The sequence below is a fragment of the Paenibacillus sp. RC67 genome (genome assembly GCF_030020805.1).
In the GTDB taxonomy this organism is placed as follows: domain Bacteria; phylum Bacillota; class Bacilli; order Paenibacillales; family NBRC-103111; genus Paenibacillus_S.
Map to the genome: position 1 here is coordinate 2,091,224 of NZ_CP125098.1, position 14,330 is coordinate 2,105,553.

At 46.9% G+C, this 14,330-nt stretch carries 13 protein-coding genes; 10 read left to right on the forward strand and 3 right to left on the reverse strand.

Annotated elements, in window-relative coordinates; genetic code table 11:
* Positions 1-67 precede the first annotated feature (67 nt).
* From QMA13_RS09435 to QMA13_RS09475, 9 genes are all read left to right on the forward strand, one after another.
* Entirely contained in the window at positions 68-1,768 is a 1,701-nt protein-coding gene (locus QMA13_RS09435) for a M3 family oligoendopeptidase (protein ID WP_282941119.1), read from the forward strand.
* Positions 1,769-1,944: 176 nt separating this feature from the next.
* A complete protein-coding gene (locus tag QMA13_RS09440; RefSeq protein ID WP_282941120.1) occupies positions 1,945-2,946 on the forward strand; it encodes an ABC transporter ATP-binding protein in 1,002 nt (333 codons plus the stop codon).
* 27 nt (positions 2,947-2,973) lie between these two features.
* A complete protein-coding gene (locus QMA13_RS09445) occupies positions 2,974-3,930 on the forward strand; it encodes an ABC transporter ATP-binding protein (protein ID WP_282941121.1) in 957 nt (318 codons plus the stop codon).
* Between the two features lie 39 nt (positions 3,931-3,969).
* Positions 3,970-5,628, forward strand: a complete 1,659-nt coding sequence (locus QMA13_RS09450; RefSeq protein WP_282941122.1) for a peptide-binding protein — start codon at positions 3,970-3,972, stop codon at positions 5,626-5,628.
* 43 nt (positions 5,629-5,671) lie between these two features.
* Positions 5,672-6,643, forward strand: a complete 972-nt coding sequence (locus QMA13_RS09455; protein WP_282941123.1) for an ABC transporter permease — start codon at positions 5,672-5,674, stop codon at positions 6,641-6,643.
* 4 nt (positions 6,644-6,647) lie between these two features.
* Positions 6,648-7,535, forward strand: coding sequence for an oligopeptide ABC transporter permease (opp4C, locus tag QMA13_RS09460; protein WP_282941124.1), 888 nt, complete (start codon positions 6,648-6,650; stop codon positions 7,533-7,535).
* Between the two features lie 211 nt (positions 7,536-7,746).
* Positions 7,747-7,878 (forward strand): cytochrome c oxidase subunit 2A, encoded by a 132-nt coding sequence (locus tag QMA13_RS09465; protein ID WP_282941125.1) that lies wholly within the window; start codon positions 7,747-7,749, stop codon positions 7,876-7,878.
* Positions 7,879-7,906: 28 nt separating this feature from the next.
* Positions 7,907-8,392 carry a cytochrome c oxidase subunit II gene (locus QMA13_RS09470; protein WP_282941126.1) on the forward strand — a complete coding sequence of 162 codons (486 nt, stop codon included), beginning with the start codon at positions 7,907-7,909 and terminating at the stop codon, positions 8,390-8,392.
* Positions 8,393-8,483: 91 nt separating this feature from the next.
* Positions 8,484-10,133: a b(o/a)3-type cytochrome-c oxidase subunit 1 gene (locus QMA13_RS09475; RefSeq protein ID WP_282941127.1), complete on the forward strand. Its 1,650-nt coding sequence runs from the start codon at positions 8,484-8,486 to the stop codon at positions 10,131-10,133.
* Between the two features lie 282 nt (positions 10,134-10,415).
* Here the strand turns inward: QMA13_RS09475 and QMA13_RS09480 are convergent, their stop codons facing one another.
* From QMA13_RS09480 to QMA13_RS09490, 3 genes are read right to left on the reverse strand one after another with little or no spacing between them, the layout of a single operon-like run.
* Positions 10,416-10,898, reverse strand: coding sequence for a peptide ABC transporter substrate-binding protein (locus tag QMA13_RS09480; RefSeq protein ID WP_282941128.1), 483 nt, complete (start codon positions 10,896-10,898; stop codon positions 10,416-10,418).
* 19 nt (positions 10,899-10,917) lie between these two features.
* Entirely contained in the window at positions 10,918-11,259 is a 342-nt protein-coding gene (locus tag QMA13_RS09485; protein ID WP_282941129.1) for a cupin domain-containing protein, read from the reverse strand.
* Positions 11,249-12,049, reverse strand: coding sequence for an EcsC family protein (locus QMA13_RS09490; protein WP_282941130.1), 801 nt, complete (start codon positions 12,047-12,049; stop codon positions 11,249-11,251). Before QMA13_RS09490 ends, QMA13_RS09485 begins: the two co-directional genes overlap by 11 nt.
* Positions 12,050-12,237: 188 nt before the next feature.
* On the opposite strand from QMA13_RS09490, the gene QMA13_RS09495 reads away from it, so the two are divergent.
* Entirely contained in the window at positions 12,238-14,226 is a 1,989-nt protein-coding gene (locus tag QMA13_RS09495; protein WP_282941131.1) for a Na+/H+ antiporter, read from the forward strand.
* The last annotated feature ends 104 nt before the right edge of the window (positions 14,227-14,330 follow it).

Genomic DNA, 14,330 nt, shown 5'->3' on the forward strand with positions numbered 1-14,330 from the left:
ATGATTAAGTTCTAACGTGGGTCAATTAATTTTTACAGACCTTTTATGAAGGGATGGCATGACTATAATGACAATAAAGTTTGAAGAATTTAATTACGCTAGACCAGAGATCGAGCAGATAACCGAGCAAATGGAGCATTTGTTGAAAGCGTTTGCGGAAGCAGATCGCCCAGAGAACCAGCTGTCTGTATTGGAGAGCATCCAAGAGCTCCGTAACGAATTCGAATCGATGGCAGCTATTGCCAGAATTCGTCATACGATTAATACTGAGGATTCCTTTTATAAGCAGGAACAAGAATTTTTCGATCAGAGTACTCCTATCTATCAAGGCCTTGTTTCCCGTTATTACACAGCATTGCTTGAATCTCCTTTCCGTCCTTTTCTGGAGGAGCAATGGGGTAAGCAGCTGTTTCGAATAGCTGAATTGACGGTGAAGACGTTCTCGCCGGATATCATTGAATACCTGCGTCGTGAGAACAAGCTGGCTTCGGAATATGTGAAGCTGACGGCATCGGCCCAAATCAGCTTCGATGGGAAGGAGCTTAATTTGTCGCAGCTGACTCCTTACACGCTATCTACCGATAGGGAAATTCGCAAGCGCGCCCAAGACGCCAAATATGCTTTCTTTGCGGAGCATGAAGCACAGCTGGATAACATTTATGATCAACTGGTGAAGGTAAGAACCGAGATTGCGCACAAGCTGGGCTATGCTAATTTCGTAGAGTTGGGTTACGCACGAATGAAGCGTTCGGATTACGATGCTGCGAAGGTAGCAGTATTCAGAGAGCAGGTGCGGACGCATCTGGTACCTCTTGCCTCCCGTATTCGTGAGCAGCAGAAACAAATGCTGAATGTCGATCAGCTAACATATTATGATGACAAGTACCGTTTTCCAACGGGCAATCCTGTACCCAAAGGAAATGCGGAATGGATCATCGAGAACGGCAAGCAGATGTACGCCGAGCTGTCTCCAGAGACGGACGCCTTCTTCCGGATGATGACGGAACAGGGTCTCATGGATTTGCTCAGCAAACCGGGTAAAGCGGTCGGAGGCTATTGCTCTTATATTAAAACGCATCAGGTTCCATTTATTTTTTCGAATTTTAACGGAACGAGCGGAGACATCGATGTATTGACTCATGAAGCAGGACACGCCTTTCAAAAGTATATGAGCCGACATCATCAAGTATCGGAGTATTTGCACCCTACGCTGGATGCTTGTGAGATTCACTCTATGAGTATGGAATTTCTGGTATGGCCGTGGATGGAGCTATTCTTTCAAGAGGATACGCAAAAATATAAGTATGAGCATTTAAGCTCTGCTATCCTGTTCATTCCTTATGGTACTGCTGTAGATGAGTTTCAACATTTCGTGTATGAGCATCCGGAAGCGACACCTGCGGAGCGCAAAGCGAAATGGCGTGAGTTGGAACGTGTATACCGCCCAGATCTGGACTTGGAGGAGAATGATTTGTTGAACCGTGGAGGGTACTGGTTCCAGCAACGTCATATTTTCCGTTCCCCGTTTTATTACATTGACTATACTTTAGCGCAAATTTGCGCGCTGCAATTTTGGGTAAGGAACCAAGCGGACAGCAAGCAGGCGTGGGGGGATTACTTGCATCTATGTAAAGAAGGCGGAAGCCGGTCTTTCAGCGAGCTGGTAGAGGTGGCAGCACTTCGTTCGCCATTTACAGAGGGAACCGTTCAATCCGTCATTGGAGACATTGGGGGTTGGCTGGATCAAGTTGATATTCATTCGTTATAAATTTTTTGGTAAAAAATGAAAGAGGATATAAAAAAACTAATGATGAGTCATCCATTTTCCTTTTATAATAAGCATTTATAGAAAAATATAAATATTTTATAAAGATTTATAATGACAAGTGGGTCAATTAATCATAGAATAGAAGACAATGTGGATTATGAAAAATTTACCTTTATATGAAAAATGATACTGAATTTGAAGTGAGGGTGATCCCCCTGTCCGAGGCTATCTTGGAAGTGAAATCTCTTAAGACAGTAATAAAAGACAAGAAACGGGAAGTGACCGTTGTCGATGGCATTGATTTCGAGATCGGGAAAAATGAAGTCGTTGCCTTAGTCGGAGAGTCCGGATGCGGTAAAAGCATGACCTCTCTGTCCATTATGCAGCTTCTTCCACGAGTCGGAGAAATTGCTGAAGGCGAAGTTCGATTCGGGGGCCGTAATCTAGTCGGCTTGAACAAGCGTGAAATGTCCCAAGTACGGGGAAGACAAATGGCCATGATCTTCCAGGAACCGATGACCTCGTTGAATCCGGTTCTTACGATCGGAACTCAACTGGTTGAAGCTATTAACAGACATCTCGGGATTTCCAAGGAAGAGGCTATCGCAACAGCAGAGGACTGGCTGCGTCGAGTAGGCTTCCCGGAGCCGAGCCGAATTCGTAAGGAATATCCGCACAGGCTGTCCGGAGGTATGCGGCAGCGGGTGATGCTCGCCATCGCTATGGCGTGTAAGCCGAATTTGCTAATTGCGGACGAGCCTACAACAGCATTGGATGTCACAATCCAGGCTCAAGTATTGGATTTGATCCGGCAGCTGCTGCAAGAAAGTGATATGTCCGTGCTTTTCATCACGCATGATCTAGGCGTCGTAGCCGAAATGGCAGACCGCGTTATCGTCATGTATGCGGGTCAAATTGTAGAGACGGCGGATGTCAGAACGATATTTACGGGGGCGAAGCATCCGTATACGAACGGTCTGCTCCAGTCTACGCCCCGTATGCAGGGAACGATCGATAAGCTGGTTCCAATTCCCGGCAATGTGCCGCCTGCGGGCTCCTTTCCGACAGGCTGCAGGTTTGCGGACCGATGTCCGATGGTTAAAGCGGAATGCCGTGAGAAGCAGCCAGAGCTTAAAGATCTCGGTGCAGGCCATAAAGTCCGCTGCATACTGGTTTAGCCTATCTTCAAAGGGGGATTACGGAACGTGAGCGCTCCGCTTTTAGAAATAAAAGGATTAAAGAAATATTTTGGGATCGGCGGAAATTTGAAAAAAGGCGCAGTGAAAGCGGTAGACGGTGTCAGCTTTACCGTTCATGAAGGCGAAACCCTGGGTATTGTAGGGGAATCCGGCTGCGGTAAATCGACAGTAGGCAGGCTTGCTTTGCGCTTGATGGATTTGACCGATGGTGAAATTTTATTCCAAGGAGCATCCATCGGAAAATGGAACCAGCGTCAACTGAAAGCGATCCGAAAAGATATGCAGTGCGTTTTCCAAGATCCTTACGCATCGCTGAACCCCAGAATATCGGTAGGGAAGGCAATCGCCGAGCCTTTAGTGGTTCAAGGGGGACTTAGCTGGAAGGAAGCAGCGAAAAGAGCGGAACAACTGCTTGATATGGTCGGGCTGAGCTCCCAAACCGCCAGATTATATCCGCATGAATTTTCCGGCGGACAGCGTCAGCGTATTGCGATCGCTCGGGCCGTTTCCTTAAACCCGAAGCTGATTGTGGCGGACGAGCCTGTATCGGCACTCGACGTATCCATTCAGGCGCAAATTGTCAATTTGCTTGAAGAGATGCAAACCAAGACCAAGGTGTCGTATTTATTTATTTCTCATAATCTAAGTGTGGTTCGCCACATCTCAGATAGGGTCGCCGTTATGTATTTGGGTCAAATTGTAGAGCTGGCAAGTCGGGATCAGTTGTTTGGCAATCCGCAGCATCCGTATACCCAAGCCTTATTATCTTCGGTTCCAGAACCGGAAATGGATGCGAAGCGGGAGCGAATTATACTAAAAGGCGAGGTGCCGAATGCGGCGAATCCGCCGTCAGGCTGCTCTTTCCATCCTCGCTGTCCTCATGCCACCGAACGATGCAGCATCGAGAAGCCAGTCTTCAGGGAATTGGAGCCGGGCCATTTTGCCTCGTGCCATCTCATATAAACCAATCGTATTTTGTTATGAAAAGAAAGGGGTAATCACATGTTTAAGAATACATTTGGCAGAGCCGGCAGCCTCGCTCTTGCTACGGTCATGACCGCAACATTATTTTTGTCGGCCTGTTCCTCAGGTGGAGCCGGTACTGCAGCAACAGACAAGCCAGCCGATCAGGCGGCATCCGCATCCAAGAAAGAGAAAATCGACGGCGGCGAAATCAATACAGCTTATTTGTCTGAACCGCAAGGCTTCATCCGATTCTGGGCTACAACAACGACATCGAGCGAAATGATTGAGATGGTATTCAGTACGCTGTACCGTTTCGATGAGAAGCAAAATATTGTTCCTGATTTGGCTGTAGGACAGCCTCAATTTTCCGACAACAAGCTGGAAATGACAGTCAAAATCCGCAATGATGCTAAATTTACGGACGGCAAGCCGGTAACGGCCGATGATGTTGTATTCACTTATAACATTCCGATTAATCCGGAATACAAGGGACCTCGTAAAGCTCCATTTACCAAGGTGACCAAAGTCGAGAAAGTGGACGATACGACCATTAAATTCACATTCAGCGAGCCTAACGCTGGTTATATCGATATGATGATCTATAACATTCTGCCTCAGCACCTGCTGAAGGATGTTGCTATCAAGGACATGGAGAAATCGACATTCTTCAAACAGCCAGTGGGCTCCGGGGCTTATAAGCTGGAAGAATGGAAGCAAGGACAATACTTGCGCTTCGTACGCAATGAGAACTATTACGGCGGCAAGCCGGCCATCGAGAAAGTAACGGCTAAGATTGTTCCGGACGCGAATGCTATGATGGCTCAGCTGCAAACAGGTGAAATCAACGTGATCGCTGTTCCTGCCGACAACCTGCAAGCAATTGAGCAATTCGCTAAGACATCCGGCAAGATTAAGCTGCAAAAAGGCATCGGAACAGGCCAATACCAGTTCGTAGCTTGGAACCTGACGAATCCGTTATTCCAGGATAAAAAAGTACGTCAAGCCCTAACGATGGCGATTGATCGTCAAGGCATCGTAGATAATGTAGCTGAAGGCCAAGGCAAGCTTGTGAACAGCCAAACGTCTCCTTCGTATTGGAATTACACGGACAATGTGCCTAAGTTCCCATATGATGTAGAGAAAGCGAAGAAGCTGTTGGCTGAAGCGGGCTGGAAGGATAGCGACGGCGACGGAATTTTAGATAAAAACGGTCAGAAGTTCGAATTTGAAATGCAAACGATTCAAGGAAATAAAGTCCGTGAGAAAGCGGTAACGGTTATTCAGCAGCAGTTGAAAAAAGTTGGCGTTAGCGTACAGCCTCGCGTAGTGGAAGGCTCTGCTTTCACGAAAAACTGGTCCGGCAAAAACTTCACGGCACTGTTCCACGGTTGGAGTATCTCCGGAGATCCGAACCCGAAAAGCATCTGGCATTCCACCATGGTAGAAGGCGGCTCCAACTATGTCTCCTATAACAATCCTGAGGTAGACAAGCTGATCGACGAAGACTTGAGAACATTCGATTTGAACAAGCGTAAAGAGCTTCTGGGCAAAATTGATTCCTTGATTGCGGAAGATCAGCCTTATACTTTCTTGTACTCCCCTACAGTGACCATGGCATATCCAAGCAATCTGGAGGGCTTCAATCCAGCTCGTGATAATTTGAGAGAGATTCAAAAGTGGTACTTCACGAAATAATAAGAGCTTCACACTGAATTTATAAAGAAAGAAGTGACAACCGGTGGTCCGTTTTGCCCTAAGGCGTTTGCTGAACGCCATTCCCATTCTGATCGGTATTACGATCATCTCGTTTGCAATTATTCATATGGCTCCGGGCAGCCCTCTTTCTCAATACATTGATGATCCGACAATAAAAGCCGTTGATAAGGAGAACATGATTAAATCCTACGGGTTGGATCAGCCTCTCTACATTCAGTATTGGAAATGGATTAGCGGCCTGGTAGTGGGCGACTTCGGGACTTCTTTCCTGAAAAACCAACCTGTATCCGAGCTTCTGTGGGATCGGCTGCCGAATACGCTGCTCTTGACGGTAACCAGCTTTATACTGGCGATAGCCATAGCGATTCCATTAGGCATCACTTGTGCGGTTAAAGTTAACTCCCGTTTTGATCAGATCGTCTCTGCGGTGACTTTCATCGGTATTTCAATACCGGGTTTCTGGCTGGGCCTGCTGCTCATCATGTTTTTCGCAGTAAGACTCGGATGGGTTCCATCGGGCGGCTTACAAACGATTAACGCTCCTTTCAGTATGTCGGACAGGGTTCTCCATTTGATCTTACCGGTGTTCACTATTGCTTGCTCGGAGGTTGCCGTCTGGATTCGCTATGTACGCTCCAGCATGCTTGAAGTTATTAACCAGGATTATATGCGAACCGCTAAAGCGAAAGGTCTTCGGGACGGCCGGATTCTATCGTTCCATGGTTTGCGTAATGCACTGATTCCGCTCGTTACGTTGTTTGGTTTGTCGCTGCCCCATTTTTTTGCGGGCTCGGTTATTGTGGAAACTATCTTCAGCATTCCAGGCATGGGTCGTCTTTTCACGGAGGCGGCCTTCCAACGGGATTATCCGGTTATCTTTGCTGTAACGACGCTGGTTGCCTTTTTGTACGTCCTCGGCAGCATATTGGCCGACTTATCTTACGCTATCCTGGATCCTCGGGTTAGCTACAGTAAAAACGAAGCGAAGGTGTAATCCGATGAATGCAGCTGTTACCACAACAACAAATAACCAATCCGTGAACGTATTGGCAAAACCGAAAAACCGTGCCTGGGAACGATTCAAGAGCAACAGGCTCGCATTAATCAGCTTGTTTATTATGGCAGCTCTTATCCTTCTGGCGCTGCTTGCCCCTCTCATTGCTCCGTATGATCCTGCGGATCAGGAGCTGATGAACCGATTAAAGCCTCCTAGCAAGGAGCATTGGTTCGGTACAGACGACTTGGGTCGCGATCTATTGAGCCGTGTTCTGTATGGGGCAAGGGTGTCACTTTCCGTCGGCATCTTCTCCGTTGTATTTAACGTCATCATTGGAGTCGTCGTTGGCTCTTTGGCGGGATATTACGGAGGGCGAGTGGATAGCATCCTGATGCGACTTGTCGATGTGCTGCTGGCGTTCCCGCAATTTTTTGTCCTGATTACTGTAGTGACGATTCTTAAGCCTAGTCTTTTCAATATTATTGCCGTATTCGTCGCCTTCGGCTGGATGGGAAAAGCAAGACTCCTGCGAGGTCAGTTCATGTCGATCAAAAACCGTGAATTCGTCGATGCAGCACGGACGATCGGGATGTCGGATTTTCGGATCATCTTCGTCCATATTTTACCGAACGCAATTGCGCCAGTTATCATTTCTGCAACGCTGCAGATGGGCTCGATGATTTTGACGGAGTCAAGCTTGAGCTTCCTCGGTTTAGGTATTCAGCCTCCTACAGCCAGTTGGGGGAACCTGCTGCAAAGCGCGCAAAGCTTGACGATTATGACCAAAGCGCCATGGTATCCGGTTATTCCGGGATGTATGATCTTCCTTACCATTATGTGCTTCAACTTCATTGGAGATGGACTGCGCAGCGCGTTTGATTCACGATAGGCGGAAGGCTATACGAGAGACATTTGGATTAATACTCCAAATGTCTTTTTTTTGTTACAAATGAAAACCAAATTGTTGCAGGAGCTAATTAATGATGTACATAAAACGTTCACGATTCCTTAAGAATCGATGTGACTTTGTTCATAGTGACGCCACAGCCTTAATTTTACAATGAACACAGAAGTCAACACCCGAAGGGGGAGGAAGCATTATGGAACTTAAGGAAGCAAAAACAGGAGACGATACCAAACTGAAAGGGACGTTCGTTTCGGTCATGCTGCTGGCGGCTTTTCTGATTTTGACCTGGGTTGGCGTATTCGTCTTGTTTGCTGTCCGAGGGTAAACCAATTAGTTGAAGGGGTTGGAGTACAATGCACATGCACAAGCTGGAGAAAATTTGGTTAACTGTCGGCATCACAATGCTGGGCGTATTTTTGATCGTGTTAGGAGTAGGAGCATTTGCTTTAGGAGCGCAGCCTCCGGGGGATCATGCATCCGGACATCACCGAGAAGTCTTCGATCCGGAGACCGTGGAGCAAACAGCGCCGTTCAATGATCTGGGCTTGAAAAAAATAGGAGAAAACGAATACGATGCATACATGCTGGCTTTTGCTTTTGGATATGGACCCGATAAAATGGAGATTCCGGCCGGAGCCACGGTACATTTTCATATTACAAGCAAGGACGTTGTACACGGCTTTCAAATTCCCAGAACGAATGTGAACATGATGGTCGTGTCAGGGGAGGTGAACCATTTGACATACAAATTTGCCAAGCCGGGAGAGTATTTGGTGCTATGCAACGAATATTGTGGAGCAGCGCACGAAATGATGCAGACAAGAATTATTGTAAAATAGGCATGGCTGAGCAAGCAGCGCTTCATCCAGAGTTAATATGTGAAAAACATCACAATGTGCGGCAGTTTATTTTTCAAGGAGTGTTGTCAGGATGAGTAACGAGGGAAAACAATTCGATCGCCGTGATTCGGCGTTAGTACTCGCTCATATTTTGTTCGCGTTCTTCGCACTGCTGCTAGGCGGAGTTGCAGGTGTGCTGCAGGGGCTTGTACGTGGAGGCGCGATTAAGCTTCCATACGAAATCGGGTATTACCAGCTGCTAACGGCACATGGTGTACTGATGGCGCTTATATTTACTACATACTTTATTATAGGTTTCTTATATTCTGGAGTAGCTAAGACGATGGGCGGCCATTTGCTGCCGATAGCCCGATCACTTGGATGGCTTGGGTATGGTCTGATGACATCTGGAACCGTGATTGCAACAATAATGATTCTATTGAATAAAGCAACTGTGCTGTACACATTCTATGCACCGATGAAAGCTTCCCCATGGTTTTATGTCGCTTTGGTTCTTGTAGTGGTCGGAAGCTGGATGAGTGGAATTGGAATATTCATCCAATATCGTTATTGGAAAAAAACGCATAACGGTCAAATGTCTCCGCTATTCGGCTTCATGGCTGTTGTCACGATGCTGATGTGGCTAATTGCTACGATTGGCGTTGCCATCGAAGTGCTGTTCATGCTCATACCTTGGTCGTTCGGTTGGGTGGAAACGGTCAATGTAGAGCTTAGTCGGACCTTATTCTGGTATTTCGGGCATCCGCTCGTTTATTTCTGGCTGCTGCCTGCTTATATTTGCTGGTATGTAGTGATCCCAAAAATTATCGGCGGCAAAATGTTCAGCGACGCGCTTGCGCGGTTAGCTTTTATTATGCTGCTGTTGTTCTCGATTCCGGTCGGCTTTCACCATCAGCTGATGGAGCCGGGTATTTCTTCGGTATGGAAGTATGTGCAAGTCGTGCTTACCTTCATGGTTGTAGTACCTTCCTTGATGACGGCATTCTCCCTATTTGCTACGTTCGAGCTGCATGGACGCTCTGTAGGAGCAACCGGGTTGTTCGGATGGCTGAAAAAGCTCCCTTGGAAAGACGTACGATTTTTTGCTCCATTTATGGGGATGCTGATATTTATTCCGGCAGGCGCAGGCGGATTAATTAATGCAAGTAACCAAATGAACATGGTTGTTCATAATACAATGTGGGTGACAGGGCACTTTCATCTCACCGTTGCCACGAGTGTTGCACTCACGTTCTTCGGAGTCACTTATTGGCTCATACCCGCTCTGACCGGACGGGTGCTCACGCCGCTCATGCATAAATTGGGGATTGCCCAGACGATCGTTTGGCTGGTAGGGATGTTCTTCATGTCAGGAGCCATGCATATTTCAGGTCTGTTGGGTTCGCCACGCCGTACTGCGTATACCACCTATGAGAATCATCCGGATGCGATTCTTTGGATGCCCTATAATGTAGTGATGGCTCTAGGCGGCACGATCTTGTTCATTGGCGTGATAATGATCATTGTGAACGTAATAATGCTGCTGAACGCGCCGAAAGGCCACACGGAGTATCCGGTAGCCGAAGTACGGGATACGGCTGAGAAAACACCGGCGATCTTCGAGCGTTGGGGCGTATGGGTTGGAGTGATCGCAGTCCTCATCCTGGTGGCGTATACTGTACCGGTGATGGAGCTGCTGAACAACCCTGGTGTTGGGTCGAAGGGATTCGTTACGTGGTAATAAAAAGCTCCCTTAAGCAGGGAGCTTCAGAGAGTCGAGAAACCCATGAAGCTTCAGATGTGTACGTGGTACTCCGGTGGGGTACCCCCTTCCGGCCACTGTTGTTATCGGGAAATTTTCAATTCATTCGCTTTACAGCGGTCATTTCCCGATAACAAAGGTGGACGCTTTCGTTCCTCCAGGGGATACCCCACCTCCCGTCATCCGTCATCTTCTGAATAAATGGGTTTATCGACAGACTCAAGCTCCCTAACCAGGTAGCTTTTTTATTATAGTTTTTGACTAGCTTTCCCAAGTCTGTTTCGATTCTTTTATTTGCCATGTCCCATTCTTGAAATGAACAATGCCTTTATAGCCATACGCATGGGTTCCTGCTCTATATTTAGAACCTTCAAAGAGGAAGTCATTAGCTACAAAATCGACTTTCTCTATTCTGAGAAGAACGCCATCTAGGACCATCGTATCGGGATTATATAAGTCCATCTGTAATAACTTCTCATACGAAGCATCCATGACCTTAATCTTATACTTATCTTCGAAATATTTTAATATCTCTTGCTTATCTTGTTCTTTCAGGTCGCTAAAATGACTCATGTCCACAGCGATATAATTAGTATTGCTATTGGCTGCATTATTCTCATCTATCATGGAACCGAAGGCAGTGCTGTATATTTTCGCTAGGTGCTCTTTGAAATTAACTTCCTTATCACAAGCAGCAAGAAAGAATAATAAAATAATAAGAATCGAAACATGTATTAGCTTCAATTACATCCCCCCCTTGTAACTACTCAACTGCAATACGATCCCCCCGAGTCTGAGGGTGGGAGATAACTAGAAACTCCACGTCTTTATCGGAAGTATTCTTCATTTGATGAGGGATTTCCGGAGGTACTTCTACGCCTTCGTGGGGATGCAGCTGAACCGTTTCACCATGAAGCTCCAGCTCTGCCGTTCCGCTCAGCACGAAAAAAAACTGCCTTGAGCGCATATGATAATGCCGCACTTCAGAAGTTCCCGCAGGCATCCGTTCATGGATGACGCTTAACTCCTCTTGCTTGACCAAATGCCAACCGTCGCATACCGTGCCCCAAATATAGTGCTCTGCCGTTTGTTTGCTAATTTTCATCTGTAGTAGTCTCCTTTGGCTTCGATTCTTCTTGTTCAAGGTAGGCGGCTTCCTCCAGCCAGCGCGTCCTATAACAGTTCATAGCGACTCGTCCGAGCTCATCGAGCAGTCCGTAATTGGCCCATGCCCCGACTACAGCGCCGATACCCGGTATAAGCTGGAGCATTTTGCGAAAATCGATCGTATCCCTATATTCCTGCTGCAGCTGCAGCCAGTTAATATGCTGGGCGTACGAATCGGCAGGGGGGAGTGAACGTTCATTTAGAGGCCAACGGACGATCGTTTTATACAACGCTTCCTTCTTTTCCTGACTGGAAAAGGCAAGCTGGAAAACTTGAAGGATGAACAGCCGCTCACGGTAATCGTGAGTCGAATGTCCATATGCATGAGCCAGCTCGAAAAGGAATTTCATTTTAATCCCTATAAGAATAGGGAAGTCCGCAAGACCCAGCAGTATACCTCCTGCGCCTGCACCCGCGCCTTCGGCTGCCGCCAGCTTTTTATAAAATCCGAGCAATTCCTCGGCTCTATGATCTCTCATCGCAAGTGTTACTCCAACGATAGGCGGATTTTTGGGCATGTACTCCATGCTGAACAGTGCTGTCTGAAAAATACCTTTCACCGTAGCCGTTATCGTTTGATGTACCTTTTCCGGGATGACCTGATTGATTTTCGTCGATACGGACCTGGAAGCTTTCTCTAAAAATCCAGGTGGCTTTAACAGATCTTTCTCCCACAGCTTAAGGGCTTTCGCCGTTTGCTGTTCATATAAGCTTTGCTTGGTGTCCATTGACGAAAAACCCCTTTTTGATAAGGTTGAATCGGCCGTACGGCACAGGTAGCTTTATTATACACGGAAAAAAGGAGAAACGACAAAATGACTCTGCAGCTAAACCTATTTCAGTCGTTTATGTGGAGGTGAATTCGGTTATACAAGGACTAGGGGATATAATAATGATGCGGAGGAGACTTGTTAGGATGGAAGTATTTTTAGCAGTTATAGCACTCTTGGTCATGATCATCATCTCCAATCTGCTAAACCGGTTTGTTCCGCTCGTTCCCATCCCGCTAATTCAAATAGGCTTGGGTATGATGGCGGCTATATTTCCGCTGGGTCTTCATTTACGATTGGAGCCGGAATTGTTCTTTATTTTGTTTATCGCCCCGCTATTGTTCAATGATGGTAAAATGACGCCGAGAGACGAGCTATGGAAATTGCGGGTTCCCATCCTTCTGTTAGCGTTAGGCTTAGTGTTCGTGACTGTATTTATCGTAGGTTATTTCATTCACTGGATGATTCCTTCTATTCCGCTGCCAGCTGCCTTCGCGTTAGCGGCCATTTTGTCCCCAACGGATGCGGTTGCTGTTGGCTCCTTGGCTGGACGGATTCATTTGCCCAAAAAAATTATGCGCCTCCTCGAGGGAGAAGCCTTGATGAACGATGCTTCCGGCTTGGTTGCATTTAAGTTCGCCATAGCAGCCATGGTTACTGGCGTGTTTTCGCTGGGACATGCCATTGTGAATTTTTTCCTTGTGGCTGTCGGAGGCTTGGTTTGCGGAGCTGTCGTTGCTTTTCTCATCATTCGAATGCGGTTGTTTATCCGTCGGTGGGGGATGGAGGATGCAACCTTCCATATGCTGCTTCAAATTTTAACCCCTTTCGTTACTTATTTTATTGCTGAGGAGTTGAAAGTGTCCGGCATTTTGGCGGTTGTTGCTGCAGGCATCATTCATGCGATAGAGCGAGATTATATGGAGTTCTCAACTGCAAAAATGAAGGTCGTCGCAGCAAGCACTTGGTCGTTTATTTTGTTTATTTTGAACGGTCTTGTGTTCTTGCTCTTGGGTCTACAAATTCCGGATGTAATTCATGTCATCTACGTGGATACGGCTTTTAGCAACATACTCGTGTTCGGCTATATCGTTGCTGTCTCGCTTATGCTGGTCTTCCTTAGGTTTGTATGGGTTTATTTGTTCTTGAAAAAGACCGACTTCACTTCCTCTTTGCTGACCGCATTGTCTGGGGTTCGAGGGGCGGTTACTTTGGCAGGCGCGTTTTCTATCCCCTATATGCTGCTAGACGGAAGCCCCTTCCCGCAGCGTTCTTTGATCATTTTCATAGCAGCAGGGGTTATATTATTCACTCTCTTGACGGCAAGTCTTTTGCTGCCGTTATTAGCGAAGCGCGATGATGGTGTTGGGGAGGAGAACATTCAACTGCAGGAGCATGAGGCGAAAATTCAGCTTATTAAGGCGGCGATCAGCTCGGTTAAGGAAGAAATGACCGATGAGAACAGAGCGGCAGCTCATTCTGTGATTTCCGATTATAAGAAGCTGATGAAGCTGGGAGCTGCGCTTGGTTACAATGACTCCTGGTTTGGTCCGGACTATAGGGAAATGGAGAACGAAGCTCGCATGATAGGTCTTCAGGCGGAGCGTGAAGCATTGGCTCAATTGTTGGCTAAGGGTGAAATATCACCAGAAGCTGAATTTCAGGCGCAGCAGATGCTGAACGAGATGGAGCTCGCGATTACGAACCGGGTTCGTTTACGTTTGCCTGTTCCTATAGCATTGATGAAACGAATATGGGCAAAGTGGGTGAAAAATCAGAAGACGAAATCAGGCTCCAGTGCAGAGATGCTTCGTAAGGCAAAAGTTCAAACTTCACGTGCGGCTATAGATGCTATTCAACAGCGCATAACAGATAAGAATCGAACGGCTGCGGAGACGGTTATTGCACATTATCAAGCTATTATCGACCGGTTGTGTAGAAATCAAATACAGCCTCATAAACTGGAACTGTTCCATAAGCAGAAGCGAGAGATCATGTTCAAAGCGCTGCAGGTGGAGCGTAATGAAGTACAGCTGATGTTTGAGCAAGGGGATATTAGCCGGGAGTTGGCGGGTTCATTGCGAAAGTTCATCAACTATATGGAATCGACCAGCCTGGAAGAAGAGCCTATTTAAGTGTCGTGCGGATTGTTGTGTTTGTGTGTGTATTATTATGAAATTAGATAGGATTGTGCTACAATTGCGATAGCTTGTGTTTCCACGAGCCAGCTTGAGGGCAG

Coding starts and splice junctions, on each gene's coding strand:
- QMA13_RS09435 (WP_282941119.1), top strand. CDS start 68: ATGACAATAAAGTTTGAAGAATTTAATTACGCTAGACCAGAGATCGAG.
- QMA13_RS09440 (WP_282941120.1), top strand. CDS start 1,945: ATGAAAAATGATACTGAATTTGAAGTGAGGGTGATCCCCCTGTCCGAG.
- QMA13_RS09450 (WP_282941122.1), top strand. CDS start 3,970: ATGTTTAAGAATACATTTGGCAGAGCCGGCAGCCTCGCTCTTGCTACG.
- opp4C (WP_282941124.1), top strand. CDS start 6,648: ATGAATGCAGCTGTTACCACAACAACAAATAACCAATCCGTGAACGTA.
- QMA13_RS09465 (WP_282941125.1), top strand. CDS start 7,747: ATGGAACTTAAGGAAGCAAAAACAGGAGACGATACCAAACTGAAAGGG.
- QMA13_RS09470 (WP_282941126.1), top strand. CDS start 7,907: ATGCACATGCACAAGCTGGAGAAAATTTGGTTAACTGTCGGCATCACA.
- QMA13_RS09475 (WP_282941127.1), top strand. CDS start 8,484: ATGAGTAACGAGGGAAAACAATTCGATCGCCGTGATTCGGCGTTAGTA.
- QMA13_RS09485 (WP_282941129.1), bottom strand. CDS start 11,259: ATGAAAATTAGCAAACAAACGGCAGAGCACTATATTTGGGGCACGGTA.
- QMA13_RS09490 (WP_282941130.1), bottom strand. CDS start 12,049: ATGGACACCAAGCAAAGCTTATATGAACAGCAAACGGCGAAAGCCCTT.
- QMA13_RS09495 (WP_282941131.1), top strand. CDS start 12,238: ATGGAAGTATTTTTAGCAGTTATAGCACTCTTGGTCATGATCATCATC.